The following is a 22,973-nucleotide window of genomic DNA, read 5'->3' on the forward strand; positions in this document are numbered from 1 at the left end:
TGCGACCGCTCAGAGGTTCCAGATCACCGGGACCAGCACGATCTTCACCACGATGGAGAAGGCGAAGAGCGTGGCGTAGGCCGTCTCGATGCGCTCGTCGGCCCTCTTGGAGTTCGCGGCATCGAGCACCGCAGGCTGGCCGAGGAAGCCGGCGACGGCGCCGGCCGCACGCGGGGCGGAGAGGTCCAGGATCCAGCGGGCAGCGACCAGCAGCACCACACAGCTCAGCACGGCGACGATCGCCGAGAGCACGGCGGCCCGCCACGCATCGGGCGAGGTGAGCACCGCGGCGACGTCGGGCCCCGCGGTCAGGCCCAGGCCGGCGAGGAAGAGCAGCAGGCCCAGCTGACGCAGCGTGATGTTAGCGCTGCCGGGCAGGGCCCACACCACGGGGCCGGTGCGGCGCAGGGCGCCCAGCACCATGCCCACCAGGAGCGGCCCGGCGGCGGGCCCCAGGGAGAAGCTGCCGCCGCCGGGCATCGGCAGGGTGACCAGGCCCAGCGCGAAGCCGAGCACCAGTCCGAGGCCCAGGGACAGCACGTCGAGCTCGCTGGCCTTGCGGTCGGAGTCGCCGAGCAGCGCATGGACGTCGTCGAGCTTGGAGCGGTCCACGACCACGGCGATGCGGTCCCCGGGCTCGAGCACCAGGTCGTCGCGGGCCAGCAGCTCGAGGTCGCCGCGCCGCACCCGGGTGACCACGGCCCCGAAGCGCACCGGCAGGTTCAGCTCGGCGATCGACCGCGAGGCCAGATCGGGGTTGGAGACGGTGAGGCGGGTGAACTCCACGAGCGAGCGGTCATGGGCGACGTGGCGGTCGCTGCGCTCCCCGAGCACCTCGGTGACGGCACCGACCGCCTCGGGCATGCCCACGGCGACCACCTCGTCTCCCGCCAGGAGGTCCTCCCCCGGCACGATCACCCGTACGCGGCCGTCGCGGCGCAGGTAGGAGAAGCGCACCTGCTGCTCATGCCACTGCGGGACGTCGCGCAGGTTCACCGGGTGCAGCACCTTCACGGTCGTGGAGTCCAGGCTGGTCCCGGCGAGGGCCGGGGTGTCCTTACGGCCCGGCCAGCTGCGGGAGACGACGGTGGAGACCAGCACGATCCCCACGATCACGCCGATCGGGTAGCCGAAGGCGTAGCCGACCGACGGGGCCGACGTGCCGGTCACGCGGCCGGCGGCGTCCAGGGCCGGGGCCGCGGTGAGCGCGCCGGTGAACAGGCCCAGCGAGAGATCCTGGGCCAGGCCCAGCACGCGCCCCAGCACGATCGTGGCGACGGCGGCGAGGACGGTGCTGGCGGTGGCCGCGGCCAGCAGCGGCAGCTGCTTGTTCAGCGAGCTGAAGAAGGCGGCGCCGGCAGCGATCCCGACGGTGTACACGAACAGGGCCAGGCCCAGGGACTGCACGATGTCCATCCCGGCGCCGAGATGCGGGGCGGCCGCCGAGAGGGCGAGACCGGTGAACAGGGCGCCGGCGGCGCCGAAGCGCACGCGGCCGAAGGGGATCGCTCCCAGCACGGCTCCCGAGGCGACGACCAGGAACAGCGTGAGGAGCGGGCTCCCCTCGAGGACGTCGATCACGGTGAGCCTTTCCAGGGCCCGGCAGGGCGCACCGGACCGGTGCGCGTCGAGCGCGGGCTCCGCAGTGTGGAGTGGCCTCCCACGATAGTCGCGGCCTGCCTGCCCGGGAATCGGAGTTGTCCGAGGTCACGACAGGAAGAGGTGACCGATCCGAGCGGCGGACCGCGAGGTGGCCGGCGAGGGCTGCGACGGCACGTGCCGCTGGGGACGGGCCGCCGGGGGCCGGAAGGGCGCGCCCTCAGCCGAAGGACAGCGGCAGCATCTGGCCGCGCGCCCCGAGGGCGTCCAGCTCCGCGCGCTCCTCGGCCGTGGCGTGCCGACGTCCGGTCGCGACGCGGAGCGCGTCGGCGTCTTCCCAGCTCGCGGGCAGCCGGACCCGCAGGCGACGCTCGACCATCTCGCGGGCTTCCGCGAGGCTCTCCGGGTGCGGGAGGTCGACGGACGGACGGCTGCCGGAGGGGAGTCGCGCGGAGGGGAGATGCGCGCCCAGGTCCAGATGATGCAGCGCCGCCTCCAGCACGTAGGCCCCGAGGTAGTCCCGCACGGTGAGCGTCTTCCCCTGGGTGCTCACCGGCAGCTCGGGATGGGCGAGCATCGCGGCCCGGCCGGCGGCCGCACCGAGGTCCTCGAAGTGGGCGCGCAGCACGGCGGGGTCCTCGTACGCCGTGGCGAGCCGCACGGTGAGCGCATCGGTGGGCGAGGTGCTATCGGGCGAGGTGGGCGAGGGCGTCCAGTAGCTCAGGGAGTCGTGGCTGGGGGCGGTGTCCGCCGGAGTGGAGAGCGTGATCAGCAGATCCTGCGCGTCGAGGACCAGGTGGGAGACGAGGTCGCGCACCCGCCAGCCGCGACAGCCCGACGGCTCGTCGAACGCCTCGTCCGGGAGAGCGGCGACCGCCGCGCACAGAGCCGACCAGGTCTGGGGGAAGATGTCCACGTCAGCACGGTAGCAAGCGCGTTCCCCAGGGCGCTCCGCGAGCCGTGGCAACATCCGGCACATGCCTGCCACCCGGGGCGTGGTGCAGGACACTTCACCCCATGCCCCCTGCCGGAAAGGCATCACCCATGCTCAATGTCGCAGTCATTGGGACTGGCTCCATCGCCGACGCCCACCTCCGCGCCTACCTCGACGCCGCCGATCAGGTGCGGGTCGTGGCGCTGGCCGATCTCACCGTCGAGAAGGCGGAGACGGCGCGCGAGCGCTTCGGCCTCACGGACGCCCGCACCTACGCCGACGTCGGCGAGCTGCTCGCGGCCGAGGATCTCGATCTCGTCTCCGTCACGACTCCCCCGTCGGCCCATCGCCCGGTGGCGGTGCAGGCGCTCGAGGCTGGCGTGCACGTCATCGTCGAGAAGCCGATGGCGCCCTCGCTCGAGGACTGCGACGCCATGCTCGAGGCGCAGCGACGCAGCGGGAAGCTGCTCTCGGTGATCGCGCAGAACCGCTTCCGCACCGAGATGATGCGCCTGAAGGCGGTGCTCGACAGCGGAAAGATCGGTCCGGTCGCCCACACCCGGATCACCTCGGAGTGGTGGCGCGGCACCTCCTACTACGACCTGTGGTGGCGGGGCACCTGGGCCTCCGAGGGCGGCGGCTGCACCCTGAACCACGCCATCCACCACATCGACCTCGCCCTGTGGCTGCTGGGCACCCCGCACGCGGTGGTCGCGATGATGACCAACGCCGCGCACGCCAACGCCGAGGTCGAGGACCTCTCCGTCGCGATCCTGCAGTACGAGCGCGGCCTGGCGGAGCTGACCAGCTCGGTCGTGCACCACGGGCAGCGCCAGGAGATCGTGGTCCAGGGCGAGCGGGCCCGCGTCTCCCAGCCCTGGGAGGTGGTCGCCGAGACCGCCCAGCCCAACGGCTTCCCCACGTCCGACGGGAATCCCCCGCTCGCCGACGAGCTCGAGGCCTTCGTCGCCGCGATCCCGCCGCTCGAGCACACCGGGCACGCCGCCCAGCTGCGCGACGTGATGACCGCGATCGATGCCGGCATCGAGCCGATGATCACCGGGGAGGACGGCCGACGGGCGGTCGAGCTGGTCACCGCGATCTACGCCTCCGCCATCGAGCGCCGCACCATCGACCTGCCGCTCGCCCCGGAGGACCCCTACTACCGCTCCGGCACCCTCGTGGAGCGGGCCCCGCACTTCTTCGAGAAGAGCGCCTCGGTGGGCGCGCTGGACGGCGACATCACCGTGGGCGGCTCCTCCTAGCGGCGGCTCCCGGCCGCGCCTCCGGACGTCGGCCCCGGCGTCAGCCCTCGCACCGCCTGCCAGGACCGCCGAGCATCCCATCACCGACCACCACTCTCCCTGACCACCCCGTTGAAAGGACCCCCATGGCTGTCTCCGAAGGAGCCAACTACGCCCCCGCCGCGATGCCGAAGCCTGTCGTCGAGCCCGGCGAGTTCGTCTTCGCCGTCATGCATCTCGACCACGGCCACATCGGAGGGATGACGCAGGGCCTGATCGGCGCCGGCGGCACCCCGAAGTGGGTCTACGACCCCCAGCCCGAACGGGCCGACGCCTTCGCCGAGCAGTTCCCCGGGGTGCAGATCGCCGGCAGCGAAGAGGAGATCTTCACTGATGACGAGGTGCTGCTGGTCGCCGCCGCGGCCGTGCCCGCGGACCGCGCCGCGCTGGGCATCCGCGTCATGGAGGCCGGCAAGGACTACTTCACCGACAAGACCCCGCTGACCACCCTCGACCAGCTGGCCGAGGCCAAGGCCGCCGTGGAGCGCACCGGCAAGAAGTACATGGTGTATTACTCCGAGCGCCTGCACGTCGAGGCCGCGGTGCTCGCCGGCCAGTACATCGACCGCGGGGCGATCGGTGAGGTCATCCAGGTCCAGGGCATGGGCCCGCACCGTATGGGCGACCCCTCGACCCGGCCGGACTGGTTCTTCGAGCGTGCCCGCTACGGCGGCATCCTCACCGACATCGGCTCGCACAACTTCGAGCAGATGCTCACCTTCACCGGCTCCGACGACGCCGAGATCCTCTCGAGCTCGATCGGCAACTTCGGCCACCCCGACCACCCGGAGCTCGACGACTACGGCGATGCCCACATCGCGCTGTCCTCCGGCGCCTCCGGCTTCGTGCGCGTGGACTGGTTCACTCCGGCCGGGCTGCGCACCTGGGGCGACGGCCGCACGTTCATCCTCGGCACCGAGGGCTACATGGAGCTGCGCAAGTACGTCGACGTCACCACCGACAACGGCGGCGGCCAGGTGATCCTGGTCGACGGCGAGGGCGAGCATCGCATCGATGCCACCGGCAAGGTGGGCTACCCATTCTTCGGCGAGCTCATCCTCGACGTCCTGCACCGCACCGAGAACGCCATGACCCAGGATCACGCCTTCAAGGCCGTGGAGCTGGCGCTGAAGGCCCAGGAGCAGGCCCGCGTGCTGCGGGCGCGCGGCGCCTGACCTCGCGCGGCCCCGCGCCGCACACAGCACCTGCCGACGGTCGCTGCCCCCTCCGGGACAGCGACCGTCGGCTTTTTCGTGTCCCCAACATCTCGACGTGTTTTCATTCAGCTTTCGGAGTTCGATTAGTGCCTGAGCCTGGCTTGACCTAGCGGTAGGACCGGGCATACCGTGACACCCTCGACAGAAGTTTCCGAAATCTTTTCGGCGTTGTCGCCGAACTTGCGAACTGGAGCAGCAATGAAGCCTGTCACCCGCCGTGCAACCCTCGCCGGCCTCGGTATCGCCGTACCCGCCCTGGTCACCCTCAGCGCGTGCAGCGGCGGCAAGAAGCCCGCCGGTGGCGGCGGCTCGCCATCGAGCCTGTCCGTCTGGGCCCTGACCGGCGCCAAGCAGGACACCTACCAGGGGTCCTTCGACGCCTGGGACAAGGCGAACCCCGACGACCCGTTCTCCGTGGAGTTCTTCGCGAACGACTCCTACAAGGAGAAGATCCGCACCTCGATCGGCTCCGGCAATGCGCCGACCCTGATCTTCAACTGGGCCGGCGGCACGCTGGAGGACTACGTCGGCAACGAATCGGTCGTGGACCTCACCGGCAAGGTCGACGACATCCTCTCGCACTCGATCGAGTCGATCGCGAAGGTCGGCGAGGTCGACGGGAAGCAGTACGGCGTCCCGAACAACGACACCCAGCCGGTGGTCCTGTACTACAGCACCGAGCTCTTCGAGGAGCACGGCGTCACCCCTCCCACCACCTGGGCCGAGCTGATGACCGCCGTGGAGGCCTTCGTCGCGGCAGACATCACCCCGATCGCCCTGGCCGGTCAGAGCGTGTGGCCCGAGCTGATGTACATCCAGTACCTCACCGACCGCATCGGCGGCGAAGGGGTCTTCGAGAAGATCCTGACGGGCGAGGCCGACGCCTGGTCCGATCCGGCCATCACCTCCGCTCTGGAGTCGATCGTGCAGCTGGTGGACGCCGGCGCCTTCGGCTCGAGCTTCGGCTCGGTGGCCGCGGATGCGGGCGCCGACGCCGCCCTGGTCCACACCGGCCAGGCCGCGATGCTCCTGCAGGGCAGCTGGGTCTATGGGACGTTCAAGCAGGACGCCCCCGACTTCGTCGCCGGCGACAAGCTCGGCTTCCTGAACTTCCCCGCGGCCGACGGCGGCGCCGGCGACCCGGCCAACGTCGTCGGCAACCCGGCCAACTTCTGGTCCGTCTCCGCAGACGCGGACCCGGAGGTGCAGGAGCTCGCCATCAAGTACCTCAACGAGTTCAACCTCAACGAGGACATGGTGGACAGCTTCCTGGGCATGGGCGCGATCCCCGCCGTCAAGGATCTCGAGGACAAGCTCCCCGATCTCGACGACGGGAAGTTCCTGTCCTTCGCCTACGACATGGTGATCAACGCTCCGCACTTCCAGCTGTCGTGGGATCAGGCGCTTCCGGCGGCCCCGGCCCAGGAGCTGCTCACGAACCTCTCGCAGATCTTCCTCGGGGAGAAGAAGCCGGCCGACTTCGTGAGCGCGATGAACGCGACCCTGGACTCATGACCGCGGCGCAGTCCCCAGCACCACAGCCCGCCGCCTCGCAGCCCGCCGCACCGTCCGCTCCTGGAGAGGGCCGCGCGCCCTCCCCAGGGGCACCCCGATCCCGCGCCCGGAAGAGCCTGCGCACCGCGCCGAGCAACTGGATGCTGGCGCCGGCCCTGGCGTTCTTCGGCGTCTTCGCCCTGCTGCCGCTCGCGGGCGTGGTCGTGCTGTCGTTCTTCGCGTGGGACGGACTCGGAACCCCGTCGTTCGCCGGGCTCGACGCCTGGTTCGCGGTCTTCCAGAACCCGGTCACCCTGAACGCGATGAAGCTGACCTTCCTGATGACGGCGCTGAGCTTCGTCGTGCAGTTCCCCCTCAGCCTGCTGCTGGGGACCTTCATGGCCGGTCACCAGCGCTACCGCGAAGCCTTCTCGGTGCTCTACTTCCTGCCCCTGCTGTTCTCGGCAGCGGCGACCGGCATCGCCTTCAAGGCCCTGCTGGACCCGAACTTCGGTCTGTCCCGCGCCTTCAACGCGGACTTCCTGAAGCAGGACTGGCTGGGCTCGCCGAACCTGGCGTTCTACACGCTGATCATGGTCATCTCCTGGTCCTTCGTGCCCTTCCACTCCCTGCTCTACCAGGCCGGGGTGCGACAGATCCCGAAGTCGATGTACGAAGCGGCCACGTTGGACGGCGCCGGGCGCACCCGGCAGTTCTTCAACGTCACCCTGCCCCAGCTGAAGTACACGATCGTCACCAGCTCCACGCTGATGCTGGTGGGCTCGCTGACCTACTTCGACCTGATCTTCATCCTCACCGGCGGCGGGCCCGGCAATGCGACGCGGGTGCTCCCCCTGGACATGTACCTGACCGGCTTCCGCTCCTACCAGATGGGACCCGCGAGCGTCATCGCCGTGATCCTGATCGTCGTGGGGCTGCTGCTGTCCCTCGGACTGAACAAGGTCTCGGGCGCCGACAAGATGGAAAGCCAGATGGAGGGCGCCTGAGATGAGAACCCGTAATCCGAACGTCCTCGGCGGCGTCCTGGGCTTCGCCTGGCTCCTGGTCATCATGGTGCCGATCTACTACATCGTGATCACCAGCATCCGCCCGCGCGAGGACTACTTCAGCTCCAACCCGCTGTCGCTGCCCAGCGAGTTCACCCTCGAGCCGTTCCGCTACGTGCTCGAGAACGATTTCCTGCGGTACTTCACCAACAGCGTCATCGTGACCGTGGTGACCGTCGTGGCCGTGGTCGTGTCCTCCCTGATGGCCAGCTACGTGATCGTGCGCAGCCGTACCCGGATGGCCCGCTTCAGCCAGCGCCTGTTCCTCATGGGCATCGCGATCCCGCTGCAGGCCACGATCATCCCGATCTACTACCTGATCGTGCAGCTGGGCCTGTACGACACCCTCTGGGCGCTGATCCTGCCCAGCGTCGCGTTCGCCATCCCGATCACCGTGCTGATCCTGACGAACTTCCTGCGCGACGTGCCCAAGGAGCTGTACGAGTCCATGACGGTCGACGGCGCCTCGGACATGCAGATGTTCCGCCGCCTGGTGCTGCCGCTCGCGAAGCCCGCGATCGTCACCGTCGGCATCTACGACGCACTGCAGGTGTGGAACGGCTTCCTGTTCCCGCTGGTGCTCACGCAGAGCTCGGAGATGCGGGTGCTGCCGCTGTCGCTGTGGGCCTACCAGGGCGAGTTCACCACGAACATCCCGGCCGTGCTCGCGGCCGTGATGCTCTCGGCGCTGCCGATCCTGGTGCTCTACATCGCCGGCCGTCGCCAGCTGATCAGCGGCCTCACCGCCGGCTTCAGCAAGTGATCGAACCGGGCGGCGCCGTCGCCTGATCCCGGACGCCGACGAGGCCCCGGCCCCTTCTCCTCCGCGGAGCGGGAGCCGGGGCCTCGGCAGCTCCGATCACCTGGTCAGACGGGCATAGTCCTCCGCGAGGGTCATATAGCGGGAGTCCCAGACGTCCATCCCGGGGATCTCTCCGCCGGTCACGGCGCCGGTGAGCCGGTCGAGGTACCACTCCCAGCCGGGGCCGATGTGCTGCACCATGTCGGCGGGCACCGCATGGTGGCGGAGCGAGACCACGGTTACCGCGCCATCGGCCGCATCCCCACGATCGGGTGCTCCGGCGCTGTCGGACGCCTCCGCACCGCCGGCGTCGGCAAGCTCGACGGAGAGGCACCAGGTGTCCTCCCCCATCGCTGAGCTCACGGTGAGCAGGGCGCCCTGCTCGCAGGCGTGGATCGTGTACTCGACTGCTGAGGAATCGCCCGGCTCGGCGGTCATCGTGACCTGCACCTGCCCCGATCCCGGGTCCCCCTCGAAGGTGCCGAACCAGGTCTCGAGCAGGGCCGAGGTGCTCAGGTGCGCCCAGATCCGGTCGCGCGGCGCCGCGAGGGTGCGGGTGAGGACGAGGTCCTGTCCGTCGGCGTCGAGATCTCCGGTGATCGTCATCTGCACTCCTGATGGTCGGGCGCGGTCGCTTCCGCGGATGCGGCCTACGGTAGACGGGGATCGCCGGTGCGGCACCTGCGAGCCGCGCTGCGCCCCGTCCCGCTTGCTAGACTGTTACGAGTTGCGAAACTGCCGTTTCATATCATGGAACGCCACGTCCGGGGAGACCTCCTCGGACCAGTCCGGTACCGTCGCGGGAGCGCGCCCGGGCACCGACCAGGAGGTTCACGTGTCGTCTTCCAGCACCATCCCGGACCTGGGCCGCGGGACCCTCGCGGGCCTTCCCGCCCTCGGCGCCTCCGCGCCCCGGGACCCCGCCCGGGCCGGCATCATCCATCTCGGGCTCGGCGCCTTCCACCGCGCCCACGGCGCCGTGCACACCGCCCGCGCCCTCGAGGCCGAGGAGGGCGACTGGGGCATCGTCGGCTTCGCGAACCGCTCCCGTTCCGTCGTGGATCCGATGGCCGCGCAGGACGGCCTGTACAGCGTGCTCGAGCTCGCGGACACCGGCACCCGCGCCGATGTGGTCGATGTGCACCGCGGCTTCGGCGTGATGGCCGAGGATCCCGGCGCCGTGGTGGCCGAGATCGCGACCGCCGCGCGCCGCATCCTCACCCTGACCGTGTCCGAGGGCGGCTACTCCGTCTCCCCGCGCACCGGCAGCCTCGACGTCGACACCGCCGGGATCCGCGCGGACCTCGCGACCCCGGCCGCTCCCCGCACCGTGATCGGCCTGCTCGCCCGCGGCCTCACCGAGCGTGCCTCCAGCGGCGAGCCGTTCACCGTGCTGCCCTGCGACAACCTCTCCTCCGCGGGGCAGACGGCCCGCCGCATGGTCACCGAGTTCCTCGAGCACTCCGGCGCCACCGAGGACGTCCTGGCCTACGTGCGCGAGCAGGTCGCCTTCCCCGACGCGATGGTAGACCGCATCGTCCCGGCCACCACGGCAGGGACCAGCGATCAGGTCGCCGAGCTGCTGGGCGTGCGCGACGGCGCCCCGGTGCGGGCCGAGAAGTTCTCCATGTGGGTGATGGAGGACCACTTCCCGGCAGGTCGTCCGGCTTGGGACCTGGGCGGCGCGATCATGTCCGACGAGGTCGGCAAGTACGAGCAGGTCAAGCTGCGGATCCTCAACGGCCCGCACTCGCTGATCGCCTACCTCGGCGCACTCGACGGCCGTGCCACGATCCCTGCGAGCTTCGAGCAGGACTGGATCGCGGAGTCCACGCTCGCGCTGATCCGCGGCGAGAACCTGCCCACCATCGACCTCCCCTCGGGCTTCGACGTCGAGGAGTACATCGAGGACCTCACGCACCGCTGGCACAACCATGACCTGGGCCATCGCACCCGTCAGGTGGGATCGGACGGATCCATGCGGCTGCCGCAGCGGATCCCGACCCCGGCCCTGTTCCACCTCGAGCAGGGGCGGATGCCGGCGCTGCTCGCGCTCACCGTCGCCGCCTGGTTCGCCTGCGTCGTCCCGCCCCGCGGCTTCGAGCCCGGCGAGCAGGCCCGGGCGATGAGCGACCCGGACCAGGACCGCCTGCAGGGGATCGCGGAGCGCGCCACCACCCCGGCCGAGCATGCCCGCGCCCTGCTCGAGAGCGGGTGCCTGTCCGAGCAGCTCGCCGAGCGCGAGGACTTCGTCGTCGCCGTCGGCGAGCTGCTGACCACGATCGTCACGTCGGGACCGCGCGCCGCGGCCGCCGACGCCCTTGCCGCGTCCCTGAAGGAGAACCGCTGATGAAGGCCCTGACCATCCATGCCGCCGAGGACATCCGCTGGGCGGACGCCCCCGACGTCGAACCGCGCGGGGACGAGGTGCGCCTGCGGATCGCGTACGTCGGCATCTGCGGCTCCGACCTGCACTACTACTTCCACGGCGCGAACGGCGCGTTCGTGATCACGCAGCCGCTGATCCCCGGCCATGAGCTCTCCGCCGTGGTCGATCTCGACCCCCGGGGCGAGTACGCGCCCGGCACCCCGGTGACCGTGCACCCGGCCCGGTACGGGGCCAGCGCCCCGGGCATCGAGGACCGCCCGCACCTGTGGCCCGGTGGCGACTACCTGGGCAGCGCGAGCGTCACCCCGCACCGTCAGGGAGCCGCGGCCCAGTACATGGTCATCGACCGCGCGAACCTGCGCCGCCTGCCGGAGTCGCTGCCTCTGCGCCGTGGTGCGCTCGCGGAGCCGCTCGCCGTCGCCCTGCACGCCGTGACCATCGCCGGTGATGTGACGGGCAAGAAGTGCCTGGTCCTGGGCTCCGGCCCGATCGGTCTGCTGGCCGTCGCCTCCCTCCTGCACCGCGGGGCGGCCTCCGTCGACGTAACCGACGTGCGCCCCGAGCCGCTCGAGCGGGCGAAGGCCCTGGGCGCCTCGCAGGCGATCCTGGTGACCGAGGCGAGCCCCGAGGACAACGCCTACGACGTGGTGCTCGAGTGCTCCTCGGCCCCCGTCTCGCTCTCCTCCGGGGTGCGCGCCGTGCGCCCCGCGGGGATCATCGTGCAGGTCGCGATCCTGCCGAACACGGACATCCCCGTGAACCTCGCCGCGCTCGTGGCCAAGGAGGTCCAGCTGCGCGGCACTCAGCGCTTCGACACCGAGATCGACGAGGCCATCGAGGTGCTCGCGGCCGACGACCGCTTCGACGCCGTGATCACCCAGGTCATCCCCGCTGCGGACGCCGTCGAGGCGTTCGCGACCGCGAAGGATGCCTCCCGTTCCGCCAAGGTGCTGCTCGAGCTGTGAGGATCGCCGGGCCGGCGCCGCGCGCGTCGGCCCTGCGTCCCCGCAGTTCCCGCCGTCTCCGCAGTTCCCGCAGTCTCCGTCGCCTCTGTCGTCTGCCCGTTCCGTCCGTACCGACCTCTCCGAGGAGCCCGCCATGACCAGCATCGAACGCCCCACGCTTCCCGAGCGCACCGCGGCCGCCCGCCTCATCGTCGTGATCCGCGGCGAGCGCGCCGACCAGTACGCGCCCGTCCTGGAGACCCTCGCCGGCGCCGGCATCCGCTCCGTCGAGCTGACGCTCTCCACGCCCGGGACCCTCGATGAGCTGCCCGGCCTGCTGGAGCGCTTCGGCGACCAGCTCGACATCGGCATCGGCACCGTCACCGACCCCGACGACCTGCGGCGTGCCGCCGAGCTCGGCGCCCACTACATCGTCACCCCCATCACCCGTGCGGACCTGCTCGACGCGGCGACCGAGGCCGGCATCGCGATCGTGCCCGGCGGCCTCACCCCGAGCGAGCTGCACACGGGCTGGGCCGCGGGCGCGGCGGCGGTCAAGGTGTTCCCGGCGAGCGTGGTGGGCCCCGGCTATCTCAAGGACCTGCGCGGTCCGTTCCCCGGCATCCGCGTGATCCCCTCCGGCGGCGTGGACCTCGAGGCGGCGGGTGCCTGGCTGCAGGCCGGGGCCGACGCCGTCTCCGTGGGCGGCCCGCTGCTCGGCGATGCGCTCAAGGGCGGCGACCTCGGCGCCCTCGCCGACCGCGCCGCCCGGTTCGTGGGCGTGACCACCCGCGAGGCCGGGGCATGAGCGGGGCCCCGTCGGCCGCGTCGACATCGGGCCCGTCGGCCGCCCCGTCCGCCGCGTCGGCATCGGCCCCGTCGGCCGCGCGCGTGGTCGCCGTCGGCGAGACGATGGCGATGATGCGCAGCGGCACCATCGGCTCGCTCGCCCACCTGCCCTCGGTGGACATCTCCCTGGGCGGCGCCGAGTCGAACCTCGCGATCGGCCTGCGCCGCCTCGACGTCCCCGTGGCCTGGGTGAGCCGGGTGGGCGACGACCCCCTCGGCACGCGGGTGATGCGCGAGATCCGCGCCGAAGGGGTCGAGGTGCACTGCACCGTCGATCCGACACGGCCGACGGGCCTGATGCTCAAGTCCCGTCCCAACGGCACCACCACGCGCGTGGACTACTACCGCGCCGGGTCCGCCGCCTCCGCGCTCACGCCGCAGGACCTCCCCGAGGGGCTCATCGAGCAGGCGCAGATCCTGCACCTCAGCGGCATCACCCCGCTGCTGTCGGAGACCGCGCACGCCACCAACGTCGCCGCCGTGCAGCGCGCCGTCGCGGCCGGTGTGCAGATCAGCCTCGACGTGAACTACCGCTCCCGCCTCGGCTCGCAGGAGCTGCTCGCGGCGCGCCTGGGCGAGATCCTCGAGCACGTCGACATCGTGTTCGGCGGGCCGGAGGAGCTCTCGATCCTCGCCCCCACCGCAGGCGGGGCCGGCGCAGACGGCGCTGACGGGGCAGGTGCTGCCGCCGCCGCGGCCGGCGACCCCGACCACCGCGCCCTGCTGCGCGCGCTGGAGGCCGACGGCCGCCAGGTGGTCGTGAAGCTCGGGGCCGACGGCGGTGCGGCGCTCGCGGATGGCCAGATCCAGGAGGCTCCCGGGCACCGGGTCGACGTGGTCGACACCGTCGGCGCCGGGGATGCCTTCGTGGCCGGATATCTCAGCGCTCAGCTCGACGGACTCGACGTAGCCGCACGCCTGGCCCGCGCGAACGCCTGCGGGGCGCTGGCCTGCACCACCCCCGGGGACTGGGAAGGCGCACCGCGACGGAGCGACCTCGACGCACTGCTCTCCGGCTGTGCCGCGGATCCTGTGATCCGCTGACACCCGGCCTTCCACGCACCCCCACGAACGTGGAGCCTCTCCTCACCTGCAAACATGGCAGAATGGTTTCGCCAGCGATACCATTCTGCCATGTTGAGTATTCAGGAGTACGCGGAGCGGGCCGGCATCTCCTCACAAGCCGTGCGGAAGCGAATCCTCACCGGACGGCTCCCCGCCCGCAAGGTCGGGCGGGAGTGGGTCATCGCCGACGACGTCGACACCCCTAGGCCGCAACGTCCCGGCCGAAAGCTCTCCACTGCCACGTTCGACGAACTCGCCGCGTACCTCGACGGCGACACGGCCGGCCTCCATCCGGACAGACTGCGGCGAGCGCGAGAACGGGCGTCGCTGATCACCCGACTCGGGCTACCCCAGATCGCGGAGTATGCGCGTCGACCCGACCTCCACGTCCGTCGTTTTCGGGCAGGCGATGCAGACGTCGCCGAACTCCGCATCGACCCCCGTCTCGCGCTCACCGGCATCTCGCACCCCGACGCCGAGGTGTACGGCGCCTCCGTCGACGCGTACGTCTCGTCGGCGACCCTCGACGACATCGAACTGTTCCACATGCTCGACCCGGCGAGCCGACGCGAAGCGAATGTCGTTTTGCGAGCACAGGACCCGCCGCCCCGAACCCGCAGGCTGCACATCATCGCGGACCTTCTGGATGACCACCGCGCGCGCAGCACCGCCGAAGCCGAGCGACTCCTCGACCAGTTGATCGAGGAGCGCGGCCGATGAACAACGCCCCGGTCGCGCACCTCCTCACCGCGGACCACCGAGAGCACGCCTCCTGGGAAGGCATGGCGGATGTCGCCCGCCGGATGCCCTCGGGATGGTCTCTCGCCGGGGGGTAGCCTCGTCCGCCTCCACCTGGCAGAGCGCCACTACGATTCAACCCGCTCAACTCGCGACATCGACGTGATCCTGGACGTACGCGCCGAGCCCCGCGCGATCGATCGCATAGTCGCTGCGCTGCGCGCCGCCGGATTCGCGCCGGACGGCTTGAACCCGTCCGGTCAGGACCACAGGTGGGCACGGGGCGACGCCCAGATCGACGTCCTGACCCCCGACTTCCTCGGCGCACGGATCCTTGACAGGAAGCACCCAGGGATCGGAAGGCCTCTGGCGACCCGCGGAGCCCAATTCGGACTGGACCGAACCGAGCGCGTCCGTGTGCACGTCGACGACCTCGAGCTCGATGTGAATCGTCCCAACCTCGTCGGCGCCTTGTACGAAAAAAGCTCGGCTCTGCTGATCCCTCTCGACGCCAACAAGACCAGGCATCTGGAGGACATCGCAGCACTGGCAGACATCCTCGGACCGGGTGACCGGCGCGAACTCCTCCAACTACGTCGCCGCCAAAGGGCGCGCGTCATCTTCGGATTGCGCAAGACATTAGATCAGGTCGACCTCGATGCCCGAGGCTTGCATCGCCTTGCGAGGCTGATAGAGCTCCTGGCGTCCACCTGACGCCCGGTCGAGCTGGCCTGACGATCGCGTCCGGGACGAAGCCGCCACGGCGCCCCGCCTTCACCCGCAGGTCCCCGGGCCCACCCGCCCCGTGAGACGCACACAACCAGTTCGCATCCCTCACTTGTTTTAGTTTGCATTGCGAACTACCCTGTCTCCTCGTGATGACTTCTGTTGATGCACCCGGTGACCTCCCGCAGCACCTCGCGCTGGTCTGCAGCCAGTTCTCCCGACTCGCAGCACGCCGCTCCGAAGTCGGCGTCGGGACCGTCTCCTGGCGCGTGGTCGCCACGATCGAGCGGCACGGCCCCCTGCGGCTGAGCGAGATCGCCGACCGCGAGCGGGTCTCCCGCCCCACGGCGACCACCGTCATCAAGCGGCTCGAGGAGGAGGGGCTGGTGCGCCGGGAACCCGACCCGACGGACTCCCGCTCCTCGCTCGTCAGCACCACCGAGCAGGGCACGGGACAGCTCACCGCCTGGCGCTCCCAGCTCGCGACGGGCGTCGGCGGACTCCTGGAGCCGCTCCCCGCCGAGGACATCGCGACCCTCGAGCGCGCCGCCGAGATCCTCGCCGGACTCGTCGACTCCCACGACGGATGACCTCTCCCCACCGCTCCGCCCTCACTCCCCCAGCCCGTCCTCACCCCACCCCTTTTCCGACCTAAGGACCCCCACGCATGACCGCACGACCCACCGAGGCCACGGCCTCCACCCCTGCGGGCACTCCGACTGCTGCTGCCCAGAACGCCGCCCCCACCCTGCGCGAGGCGTTCCGCCAGCCCAAGTCCGTCTGGGCGATCGCCTTCGCCGCGACCGTGTCCTTCATGGGCATCGGCCTGGTGGACCCGATCCTCCCCGCGATCAGCACCCAGCTGGAGGCCACCCCGTCGCAGGCGATGCTGCTGTTCACCAGCTACCTCTTCATCACCGCGATCGCCATGTTCTTCACCAGCTGGTTCGCCTCGAAGATCGGGGTGAAGCGCACCCTGCTCATCGGCCTCGTGCTGGTGGTGCTCTTCGCGGCGCTCGCCGCGGGCGCGGGCGGCGTCTGGGAGATCATCGGCCTGCGCGCCGGCTGGGGCCTCGGCAACGCCCTCTTCATCTCCACGGCCCTGGCCGCGATCGTCGGCGCCACCGCCGGCCCCAGCGCCGGCGCGATCATCCTGTACGAGACCGCGCTCGGCATCGGCATGGCGCTCGGCCCGCTGCTCGGCGGACTGCTCGGCAACGTCTCCTGGCGCGCCCCCTTCGCCGGCACCGCCGTGCTGATGGCCGTCGGCTTCCTCGCGATCGTGGTGCTGCTGAAGAAGGAGGCCAAGCCCGCGCACGTCGCGCCGCTGGCCTCGCTGCGCGCCCTGTCCCATCCCGCGCTGCGCACCCTCGCCCTCACCGCGATCTTCTACAACTTCGCATTCTTCACGCTGCTGGCCTACTCGCCCTTCCCGCTCGAGGCGGCCGCCGCCGAACACGGCATGGAGTTCGGTGCCCTCGGCATCGGCGGCGTGTTCTTCGGCTGGGGCCTGGGCCTCGCGATCACCTCGGTGTTCGTCGCCCCGATCCTCACCCGGAAGCTCGGGCTGATCCCCACGCTGCTGACCGTGCTCGGCCTGCTCGCCGTGCTGATGGTCGTCATGAGCATCTTCCACACCTCCATGGCCGGGCTGATCGCCCTGATCGTGATCGGCGGACTGCTGCTGGGCATCATGAACACGGCGCTGACTGAGACCGTCATGGAAGCCACCGACCTGCCCCGCGGAGTCGCCAGCTCCGCATACTCCGGCGTGCGCTTCCTCGGCGGCGCGATCGCACCCGCCATCGCCGGCCCGCTCGCCGCCGCGACCGCCGCCGGTGCCCCGTACCTGCTCGCCGCCGGGGCGCTCGTGGTCTCGATGATCATGCTCGTGCTCGGCCGACGCCACCTCGCCGCCGTCGGCACGCACCACCAGCTCACCCCCGTCGAGGAGGCCGAGGCGATCTCCGTCGGCGACGGGGCCTGATCGCCGCTGGACCCAGGGGCGGGCTGCGTCGGCCCTGCCGAGCCCGGGCCAGGACACGCCCAACCTCAGCTATAGAAACTCTCGAAATGTGCCATCAACGGCACGAATCGGGGGAATCGGCGCACGTCGGGCAGGGGTCGGCCACGCCGGGCACAGTCCGGCCGGGTCGTCAGAGCCCCAGCACGGCCGTCGCGATCGTGAAGTAGATGATCAGGCCGGTGGCGTCGCAGAAGGTGGAGATGAAGGGGTTGGAGAACACCGCCGGATCCGCCCCCACCCGCTTCGCGACCAGAGGCATCAGGCCGCCGACGATCGCGGCCATGGTGCAGATCGACAGCAGGGTCAGCCCCATCACCGTGCCGATCGCCCATCCGTAGACCAGGCCGGAGACGAGGAACCCGAGGGCTCCCAGCACGGCGCCGAGGGTCGCGCCCACGCGCAGCTCCTGCCAGACCACGCGCGGCAGGTCCCTCACCCTCACCTCGCCCACGGCGAGCGCACGGGTCACGGTGGTCGCGGCCTGGTTGCCGGTGTTGCCACCGGTGCCGGTCAGGAGCGGGATGAACAGGGCCAGGATCACCACCTGGTCGAGACGGTCCTCGAACACCTCGAGCACCTGCACGGTGAGGATCGCGGAGATGGCCAGCACGAGCAGCCAGACGATACGGCTCCGCACGATCCCGATGATCGGGGTGGACAGGTACGCCCGTCGCAGGGGCTCGGAGCCGCTGGTGCGCGCGGAGTCCTCGGTGTTCTCCTGCTCGAGGATGTCGATGGCGTCGTCGACGGTCACGATCCCCACCAGACGGTCCTCGCTGTCCACGATCGGCATGGCCAGGAGCTTCGCGCCGAAGAAGCGCCGGGCGGCATCCTCGCGGTCGTCCGTGGCTCTCGCCCGGACCGCCTCGTGCGCGATGTCGCCCACGAGCGCCTCCTCGTCGGCGACCAGCAGGCGGCGCAGTCCCACCACCCCGAGCAGCGTCCGGCTCCCGTCGACCACGGGGAGGAGGTAGACGGTCTCGGGCTCCTCCGCGTGGGCCCGCACGTGGGCCATCGCCTCGCGGACCGTGAGCGTGGGGAGCAGGGTGAGCACCTCGGGTGACATGTACCGGCCGATGGCATGGCGCGGATAGCCCAGCACCGTGGTGGTCATGGCGCGCTCGTCCGCATCGAGACCATGCATCAGCCGCTCGGCGACAGAGGCCGGCAGCTCGTCCAGCAGGGCGGCACGGTCGTCGGGGTCGAGGTCGCCGATGATCTCGGCGACCTGCGGGGTGCGCAGAGCCGAGATCAGCTCGGCCTGGTGATGGGAGGGCAGCGACTCGAAGACTCCCAGAGCCCGGTCCTTGTCGAGCACCCGGAACAGCACGGCCGCCTCGGTCTCAGGACGGGACTCGAGCAGATAGACGAGTTCCCCGACCGGCAGCAGATGCGCCTCGAGGGCGAGCTGTTCCAGCTGTTCCTCGTCGTGCGGCTGTGCGCGCAGCATCGCGAGGACGGAATCGACGGTCGCCTGGGTCTCTGTCACGTCTCCATTGTGTCCGAGTCCGCAGGCCGCAGGGGCGAGCAGTGAGCGGCGAGCAGTGGGCGGCGAGCGGCGAGCGGCAGGCTGCACGGGCAGGCCGTATGTGGCAAGGGGTAGGCACCGCGCGAGTCCCGCCTCAGGTCAGACCTTCCTCCTGAGGCGGGACCCACCGGTCGATACGCTCTGCCGACCTCACCGTGCCGGATTCCCTCGATATGCCCCACCAGCGGCATGAATCGAGGGAATCGAGGGGTCAAGAAGGTGTCGGAGAGAGAACGGGGCGATCGGGGGTCGAGTGGCTCGCAGCGCCCGGGTCAGCGGCCGGCAGCGTAGCCCTGGGAGCCGCGGGAGTTCGCCGCGGCGCGAAGGATCCCGGTGCGCGGATCGCGCATCACGCAGGACAGACGACCGAGGGACCAGTCGCCGGCGCGGATCACGTCGTGCCCGCGCGCTGCGAGGCCGGCGAGGAGGTCCTCCCCGAGCCGATCCTCGACGACCGCTCGGCCCGGCGACCAGGTGCGGGGCCAGAAAGAGCCCGGCATCGAGAGCGTGTGCAGGGCCGGGGCGTCGATCGCCTGCTGGAGGTCGAGCCCGCCCACGAGCACGCGCAGCAGGAACAGCAGCTGCCACTGGTCCTGCTGGTCACCGCCCGGAGACCCACAGGCGAGCACGGCGGCGCCGTCGCGCAGCACCAGCGTCGGGGTGAGCGTGGTGCGCGGGCGCCGGCCGGGGCGCAGGGCCGACGGGAGGTCCTCGTCAAGCCACATCATCTGCAGCCGGGTGCCCAGGCAGAACCCGAGGCCGGGGATCGTGGGCGAGGACTGGAGCCAACCGCCGGACGGGGTGGCGCTGATGATGTTCCCCCACCGGTCGACCACGTCGAGGTGGCAGGTGTCCCCGCGGGCCTCCCCCGTCGCGCGGACCGTCGGCTCGCCCGTGCCGCGGTCGACGGGCTGGCCCGTGCGTTGCGCGAGCTCGTCCTCGGTGAGCAGCGGGGGCCGGGCCGACGGGGAGTCGCCGAGCGCGCCCGGACGGAACTCGTGCGACGCCGCCTCGGTGATCAGGGCGCGACGGGCGGCGAGGTAGTCCGGGGAGAGCAGCCGCTCCAGGTCGACATCACCATCTCCGAAGTGCGCGTCGCGGTCGGCGAGGGCCAGCTTGAGTGCCTCCAGGATCGTGTGGGCGCCCTGCTCGGTCGAGGGGTCGAGATGGTCGTCGTCGTACCCCTCCAGGATGCCGAGGGCTTCCAGCAGAGCGGGTCCCTGCCCCCAGGCGCCGGTCTTGGCGACCGTCCAGCCGCGGAAGGTGGAGGTCGCGGCGGGTTCGACGCGTGCCTCGATCGCGGCGAAGTCCCCGAGGGTCATCACGCCGGCGTGGTCGGCGCCGTCGGAATGGCGGTGCGGGGTGCGCAGGAACTCGGTGACGGCCTGGGCCACCGGACCGGTGCGCCAGCGTTCCCGAGCGGCGGCGATCCTGGCCTCACGTCCACTCGGGGCCTCCGGCTCGATGCCGATGCCCCCACCCGCGGCGTGCGGCTCGATCCCCCCGCCTGCGGCGACAAGGTCCCGGAGCACGGCCGCGTACTCGGGGTTGCGGATCAGCTCGCCGGCCACCGGTGGCGTCCCCTCGGGCATCCACAGAGCCGCTGAGCTGGGCCAGTGCTCGGTGAAGGTCTGCGAGACCGTCGCGATCTGGGTGCTGACGGAGGCCAGCACGGGGTGGCCGTTCTCCGCGCAGTCGATCGCGTAGGACAGGACGTCCTCGAGCTCCCAGGTGCCCCTCTCCTCCAGGAGCAGCAGCCAGGCGTCGACCGCGTACGGGACCGCGGCGGCGAGGGCGCCCGTGCCCGGCACGGCCGTGAGCCCCTCGGAGCGGTAGTGCTCGATGGTCGCCCCGGCGGGCGCGGGCCCCTGGCCCATGAGCACGACGGGGGTGGGGTCCTCGGCGGTTGCGAGGATCGCGGTCATGTCGCCGCCGGGGCCGTTGAGGTGGGGTTCGACCACGTGCAGCACGAAGGCTCCCGCGGCGGCGGCGTCGAAGGCGTTCCCGCCGCGCTCGAGCACGCTCTGCATGCAGGCCGTCGCGATCCAGTGGGTCGAGGCGGACATCCCGAAGGTCCCCTGGAGCGTGGGGCGAGTGGTCGGGCCGGGCGGCGTCACGAACGAGTGAGTGGTGGGCGTGCGGCGGTCGGCCGACGAGCGGTCTGCGGGAGAGTGCTCGGCGGACGGGCCGTCGGTCTGGGCGGCGGGCGGAGCAGGGGTCACCGGTGGTCTTCCCTTCGAGAGGTCGAGATCGGCCGCCCCGGGGCAGGCGGGCGGGGTGGACGCCCTCGTGACTCCGGGCGATCTGCTGCGGGGTCCGACCCCATGGTGCCCCCTGCGGTGACCGCGGCAACAGGACGTTCCACAGCCGCGCCCGCCCGCACGCACGCAGGCACGCACGGCACGGCACGGCACGGCACGGCACGGCACGGCACGGCACCAGTCACCGCACCGATCACTGTCCGCTGAACCAGAACCCGTCGAACGGATCCTTGTAGACCCGGTAGCCGTGGCTGGCGGAGTCGTAGCGATAGGTGGCCAGCACCGTCCCGTCGGCCGCCCGCTCGGAGAACTCGTTCGCGCGCCCGGAGTTCGCGACCATCGGCTGGTCGATGCCGCCGTCGCCGAGGCGGTCCACGTTGGAGACCACCGAGGAGTAGGGCAGCTCGACGGCGTCGTCCTGCGCGAAGGTGCCGGCGTTCTCGTCGACCAGGTAGCGCAGGGCGTGGCTGACCCCGTCGTGCTCCTCCAGGGAGGCGTCCTGAGGGCCGACGTCCTTCCAGTCGGCGTCGTCGCGGGTGCTCATCCGCCAGTAGTTGTTGTTGAACATCTCCAGGTAGAACTGGCCCTCGTCCAAGGCATCGTCGTCGAGGCGTCGCACGCTGTGCTGGCCGGCGTTGCCGATCACCGTGCCCTCGGCGGCCAGGAACTTCTCCTCGTAGCCGGTGCCCTCCCACAGCGCGTCCACCCCGATCATCCAGCGCACCGCGGGCTCGGAGCCGGGGTCGAGGGCGTCGTCCAGGGCGATGATCGTGGAGGTCTCGCGGGCGGAGAGGTACATGACGCCCTCGCGGACGTCGATGGAGTTGATGTGGATCCAGTCCTTGCCCTGGACCTCGGAACCGCCGGCCTCGCCCTCCTGGGCGTGGGCGAGCTTCTCGTACTCCGGGAGGAGCGTCTGCAGGTCGACCACCTGGGCGACGTCCCCGGAGGCGAGGTCCACCCGGATCACCCGGTCCTCGACCCGCTCCGAGGTCGCGTCCGACGTGAGCACGTAGGCGATGCCGTCCACCACGGCGAGGTCGTGGTGGACGCTGTGGTCACCCAGATCGATGAGGGTGCGGGCGTGCCCGAGCGGGTCGAGCACGCCGATCTGCCGGGACCCGGTGGTGACCACGAGGTTCCCGTCCTCGACGACGAAGTGGTGCGCGGCGGTGTCGCCCGAGATCACCTCGGCGCGCATCGTGCCCGCGTTGTCGATCAGGTAGGTGTTGGTGCTCTGGGCGGTGACGCCGCTGAGGGCGAACAGTCCCGGGGTGAGGGCGCCCGGGTCGGCGATCTCGGCCCTCACGGCGGTGCCGTAGCCGGACTCTGTGGTGGGTGCCTTGATCCGCAGCTCTCCGGCGGATCCGCTGCCGCTCTCGGGCGTCCAGGTCAGCGTCAGCGTGTTGTGGGCGCCGGGGATCAGGCCGATGACCAGGCCTTCGAAGCCGGTCTCCGCCGCATGGTTGGCGGCCGTGTGCGCGAAGTCCTCCGTGGCGGCGGCCGTCGAGACGACGTCGAGCTGCCCGCTCGCGGCGTCCTCGAAGTAGACGTACAGCCCGGTGCGGGTGCTGCCGTAGGGGTCGAGCACCAGCAGCGGGTCCTCGCGAGTCCAGTCCTGCTCGGCCTTCTTGGCCTGCAGAGCCTCGTGCCGCGCCTGCTGGGTGGTGGCGTCGTACAGCGGCGGGGCGTCCTGGTCCTCGGCGAGGTCGTAGCCGACGGACCAGACGGTCCAGTCGCCGCGCGCCGCGGGGTTCTCGCTGTAGATGACGCTCAGCTCGGCGACCTCGTCCGCGTCGGGCTCCTGCGGCCCGGGCTCGGTGTCCTCGTCGGTGCAGGCGGCCAGGGCGAGCAGGGTCAGCGAGGTGCCGGCAGCGCCGGCCAGGAGCGTCCGCCGACGGACCGGGGAGCGTCCCCGGGTCACGCCTCCCCCGGTCGCACCATTCCGGGGCGTGCCTCTCCCTGTCGTCACGGCAGGCAGGAGACCGAGCTCAACGTCGAGGGCGGATACGGGATCAGGATCGACGCGC

The 22,973-nt window shown here is 71.1% G+C and carries 19 protein-coding genes; 13 read left to right on the top strand and 6 right to left on the bottom strand.

Annotation, left to right across the window (positions count from 1 at the left end; all coding sequences use genetic code 11):
• Positions 1-9 precede the first annotated feature (9 nt).
• Both ABD093_RS10780 and ABD093_RS10785 read right to left on the bottom strand, forming a co-directional pair.
• Positions 10-1,581: an aspartate:alanine exchanger family transporter gene (locus tag ABD093_RS10780; RefSeq protein WP_193118687.1), complete on the bottom strand. Its 1,572-nt coding sequence runs from the start codon at positions 1,579-1,581 to the stop codon at positions 10-12.
• Positions 1,582-1,819: 238 nt separating this feature from the next.
• Complete coding sequence (locus ABD093_RS10785) at positions 1,820-2,515, bottom strand: maleylpyruvate isomerase N-terminal domain-containing protein (RefSeq protein ID WP_193118686.1); 696 nt, start codon at positions 2,513-2,515, stop codon at positions 1,820-1,822.
• Between the two features lie 128 nt (positions 2,516-2,643).
• On the opposite strand from ABD093_RS10785, the gene ABD093_RS10790 reads away from it, so the two are divergent.
• The 5 genes from ABD093_RS10790 (at position 2,644) to ABD093_RS10810 (ending at position 8,378) form a co-directional block, all read left to right on the top strand.
• Positions 2,644-3,798 (top strand): Gfo/Idh/MocA family protein, encoded by a 1,155-nt coding sequence (locus tag ABD093_RS10790; protein ID WP_343924398.1) that lies wholly within the window; start codon positions 2,644-2,646, stop codon positions 3,796-3,798.
• Positions 3,799-3,923: 125 nt separating this feature from the next.
• The gene (locus ABD093_RS10795) at positions 3,924-5,012 is read left to right on the top strand and encodes a Gfo/Idh/MocA family protein (protein WP_343924400.1); all 1,089 of its coding nucleotides are present in this window, start codon (positions 3,924-3,926) and stop codon (positions 5,010-5,012) included.
• 240 nt (positions 5,013-5,252) lie between these two features.
• A complete protein-coding gene (locus ABD093_RS10800) occupies positions 5,253-6,569 on the top strand; it encodes an extracellular solute-binding protein (RefSeq protein ID WP_343924402.1) in 1,317 nt (438 codons plus the stop codon).
• Positions 6,566-7,555, top strand: a complete 990-nt coding sequence (locus ABD093_RS10805) for a carbohydrate ABC transporter permease (protein ID WP_377802349.1) — start codon at positions 6,566-6,568, stop codon at positions 7,553-7,555. The genes ABD093_RS10800 and ABD093_RS10805 overlap by 4 nt, the downstream gene beginning before the upstream one ends.
• A gap of 1 nt (position 7,556) precedes the next feature.
• Positions 7,557-8,378: a carbohydrate ABC transporter permease gene (locus tag ABD093_RS10810; RefSeq protein WP_193118681.1), complete on the top strand. Its 822-nt coding sequence runs from the start codon at positions 7,557-7,559 to the stop codon at positions 8,376-8,378.
• Between the two features lie 96 nt (positions 8,379-8,474).
• Here the strand turns inward: ABD093_RS10810 and ABD093_RS10815 are convergent, their stop codons facing one another.
• Complete coding sequence (locus ABD093_RS10815; RefSeq protein WP_193118680.1) at positions 8,475-9,023, bottom strand: SRPBCC family protein; 549 nt, start codon at positions 9,021-9,023, stop codon at positions 8,475-8,477.
• Positions 9,024-9,252: 229 nt separating this feature from the next.
• Here ABD093_RS10815 and ABD093_RS10820 point away from each other — a divergent pair, with 229 nt between their 5' ends.
• The 8 genes from ABD093_RS10820 to ABD093_RS10855 all read left to right on the top strand — a co-directional run bounded on the left by ABD093_RS10820 (position 9,253) and on the right by ABD093_RS10855 (position 17,115).
• Positions 9,253-10,767, top strand: a complete 1,515-nt coding sequence (locus ABD093_RS10820; RefSeq protein WP_319021654.1) for a mannitol dehydrogenase family protein — start codon at positions 9,253-9,255, stop codon at positions 10,765-10,767.
• Entirely contained in the window at positions 10,767-11,771 is a 1,005-nt protein-coding gene (locus ABD093_RS10825) for an L-idonate 5-dehydrogenase (protein WP_343924406.1), read from the top strand. The genes ABD093_RS10820 and ABD093_RS10825 overlap by 1 nt, the downstream gene beginning before the upstream one ends.
• 133 nt (positions 11,772-11,904) lie before the next feature.
• Positions 11,905-12,558, top strand: coding sequence for a bifunctional 4-hydroxy-2-oxoglutarate aldolase/2-dehydro-3-deoxy-phosphogluconate aldolase (locus tag ABD093_RS10830; RefSeq protein WP_343924407.1), 654 nt, complete (start codon positions 11,905-11,907; stop codon positions 12,556-12,558).
• Positions 12,555-13,643, top strand: coding sequence for a sugar kinase (locus tag ABD093_RS10835; protein WP_343924408.1), 1,089 nt, complete (start codon positions 12,555-12,557; stop codon positions 13,641-13,643). Before ABD093_RS10830 ends, ABD093_RS10835 begins: the two co-directional genes overlap by 4 nt.
• A 54-nt stretch (positions 13,644-13,697) precedes the next feature.
• The gene (locus ABD093_RS10840; protein WP_343924409.1) at positions 13,698-14,384 is read left to right on the top strand and encodes a helix-turn-helix domain-containing protein; all 687 of its coding nucleotides are present in this window, start codon (positions 13,698-13,700) and stop codon (positions 14,382-14,384) included.
• 180 nt (positions 14,385-14,564) lie between these two features.
• Positions 14,565-15,116, top strand: a complete 552-nt coding sequence (locus ABD093_RS10845; RefSeq protein ID WP_343924411.1) for a hypothetical protein — start codon at positions 14,565-14,567, stop codon at positions 15,114-15,116.
• Positions 15,117-15,280: 164 nt separating this feature from the next.
• Positions 15,281-15,718, top strand: a complete 438-nt coding sequence (locus ABD093_RS10850) for a MarR family winged helix-turn-helix transcriptional regulator (protein ID WP_193118673.1) — start codon at positions 15,281-15,283, stop codon at positions 15,716-15,718.
• A gap of 77 nt (positions 15,719-15,795) precedes the next feature.
• A complete protein-coding gene (locus ABD093_RS10855; RefSeq protein ID WP_343924413.1) occupies positions 15,796-17,115 on the top strand; it encodes an MFS transporter in 1,320 nt (439 codons plus the stop codon).
• Between the two features lie 169 nt (positions 17,116-17,284).
• On the opposite strand, the gene mgtE is transcribed toward ABD093_RS10855, so the two are convergent.
• The 3 genes from mgtE to ABD093_RS10870 form a co-directional block, all read right to left on the bottom strand.
• The gene (gene mgtE, locus ABD093_RS10860; RefSeq protein WP_319021652.1) at positions 17,285-18,643 is read right to left on the bottom strand and encodes a magnesium transporter; all 1,359 of its coding nucleotides are present in this window, start codon (positions 18,641-18,643) and stop codon (positions 17,285-17,287) included.
• A gap of 311 nt (positions 18,644-18,954) precedes the next feature.
• Positions 18,955-20,748 (bottom strand): gamma-glutamyltransferase family protein, encoded by a 1,794-nt coding sequence (locus ABD093_RS10865; RefSeq protein ID WP_193118707.1) that lies wholly within the window; start codon positions 20,746-20,748, stop codon positions 18,955-18,957.
• A 388-nt stretch (positions 20,749-21,136) separates the two neighbouring features.
• A complete protein-coding gene (locus ABD093_RS10870) occupies positions 21,137-22,867 on the bottom strand; it encodes an aryl-sulfate sulfotransferase (protein ID WP_343924415.1) in 1,731 nt (576 codons plus the stop codon).
• Between the last annotated feature and the right edge of the window lie 106 nt (positions 22,868-22,973).

The organism is Brachybacterium tyrofermentans (genome assembly GCF_039526165.1).
In the GTDB taxonomy this organism is placed as follows: domain Bacteria; phylum Actinomycetota; class Actinomycetes; order Actinomycetales; family Dermabacteraceae; genus Brachybacterium; species Brachybacterium tyrofermentans.

Excerpts from the sequence above, each read along its gene's own strand:
- ABD093_RS10790 (WP_343924398.1), top strand. The coding sequence starts at position 2,644 with ATGCTCAATGTCGCAGTCATTGGGACTGGCTCCATCGCCGACGCCCAC.
- ABD093_RS10795 (WP_343924400.1), top strand. The coding sequence starts at position 3,924 with ATGGCTGTCTCCGAAGGAGCCAACTACGCCCCCGCCGCGATGCCGAAG.
- ABD093_RS10800 (WP_343924402.1), top strand. The coding sequence starts at position 5,253 with ATGAAGCCTGTCACCCGCCGTGCAACCCTCGCCGGCCTCGGTATCGCC.
- ABD093_RS10805 (WP_377802349.1), top strand. The coding sequence starts at position 6,566 with ATGACCGCGGCGCAGTCCCCAGCACCACAGCCCGCCGCCTCGCAGCCC.
- ABD093_RS10810 (WP_193118681.1), top strand. The coding sequence starts at position 7,557 with ATGAGAACCCGTAATCCGAACGTCCTCGGCGGCGTCCTGGGCTTCGCC.
- ABD093_RS10815 (WP_193118680.1), bottom strand. The coding sequence starts at position 9,023 with ATGACGATCACCGGAGATCTCGACGCCGACGGACAGGACCTCGTCCTC.
- ABD093_RS10825 (WP_343924406.1), top strand. The coding sequence starts at position 10,767 with ATGAAGGCCCTGACCATCCATGCCGCCGAGGACATCCGCTGGGCGGAC.
- ABD093_RS10830 (WP_343924407.1), top strand. The coding sequence starts at position 11,905 with ATGACCAGCATCGAACGCCCCACGCTTCCCGAGCGCACCGCGGCCGCC.
- ABD093_RS10835 (WP_343924408.1), top strand. The coding sequence starts at position 12,555 with ATGAGCGGGGCCCCGTCGGCCGCGTCGACATCGGGCCCGTCGGCCGCC.
- ABD093_RS10840 (WP_343924409.1), top strand. The coding sequence starts at position 13,698 with ATGGCAGAATGGTTTCGCCAGCGATACCATTCTGCCATGTTGAGTATT.
- ABD093_RS10850 (WP_193118673.1), top strand. The coding sequence starts at position 15,281 with ATGACTTCTGTTGATGCACCCGGTGACCTCCCGCAGCACCTCGCGCTG.
- ABD093_RS10855 (WP_343924413.1), top strand. The coding sequence starts at position 15,796 with ATGACCGCACGACCCACCGAGGCCACGGCCTCCACCCCTGCGGGCACT.
- ABD093_RS10865 (WP_193118707.1), bottom strand. The coding sequence starts at position 20,748 with ATGTCCGCCTCGACCCACTGGATCGCGACGGCCTGCATGCAGAGCGTG.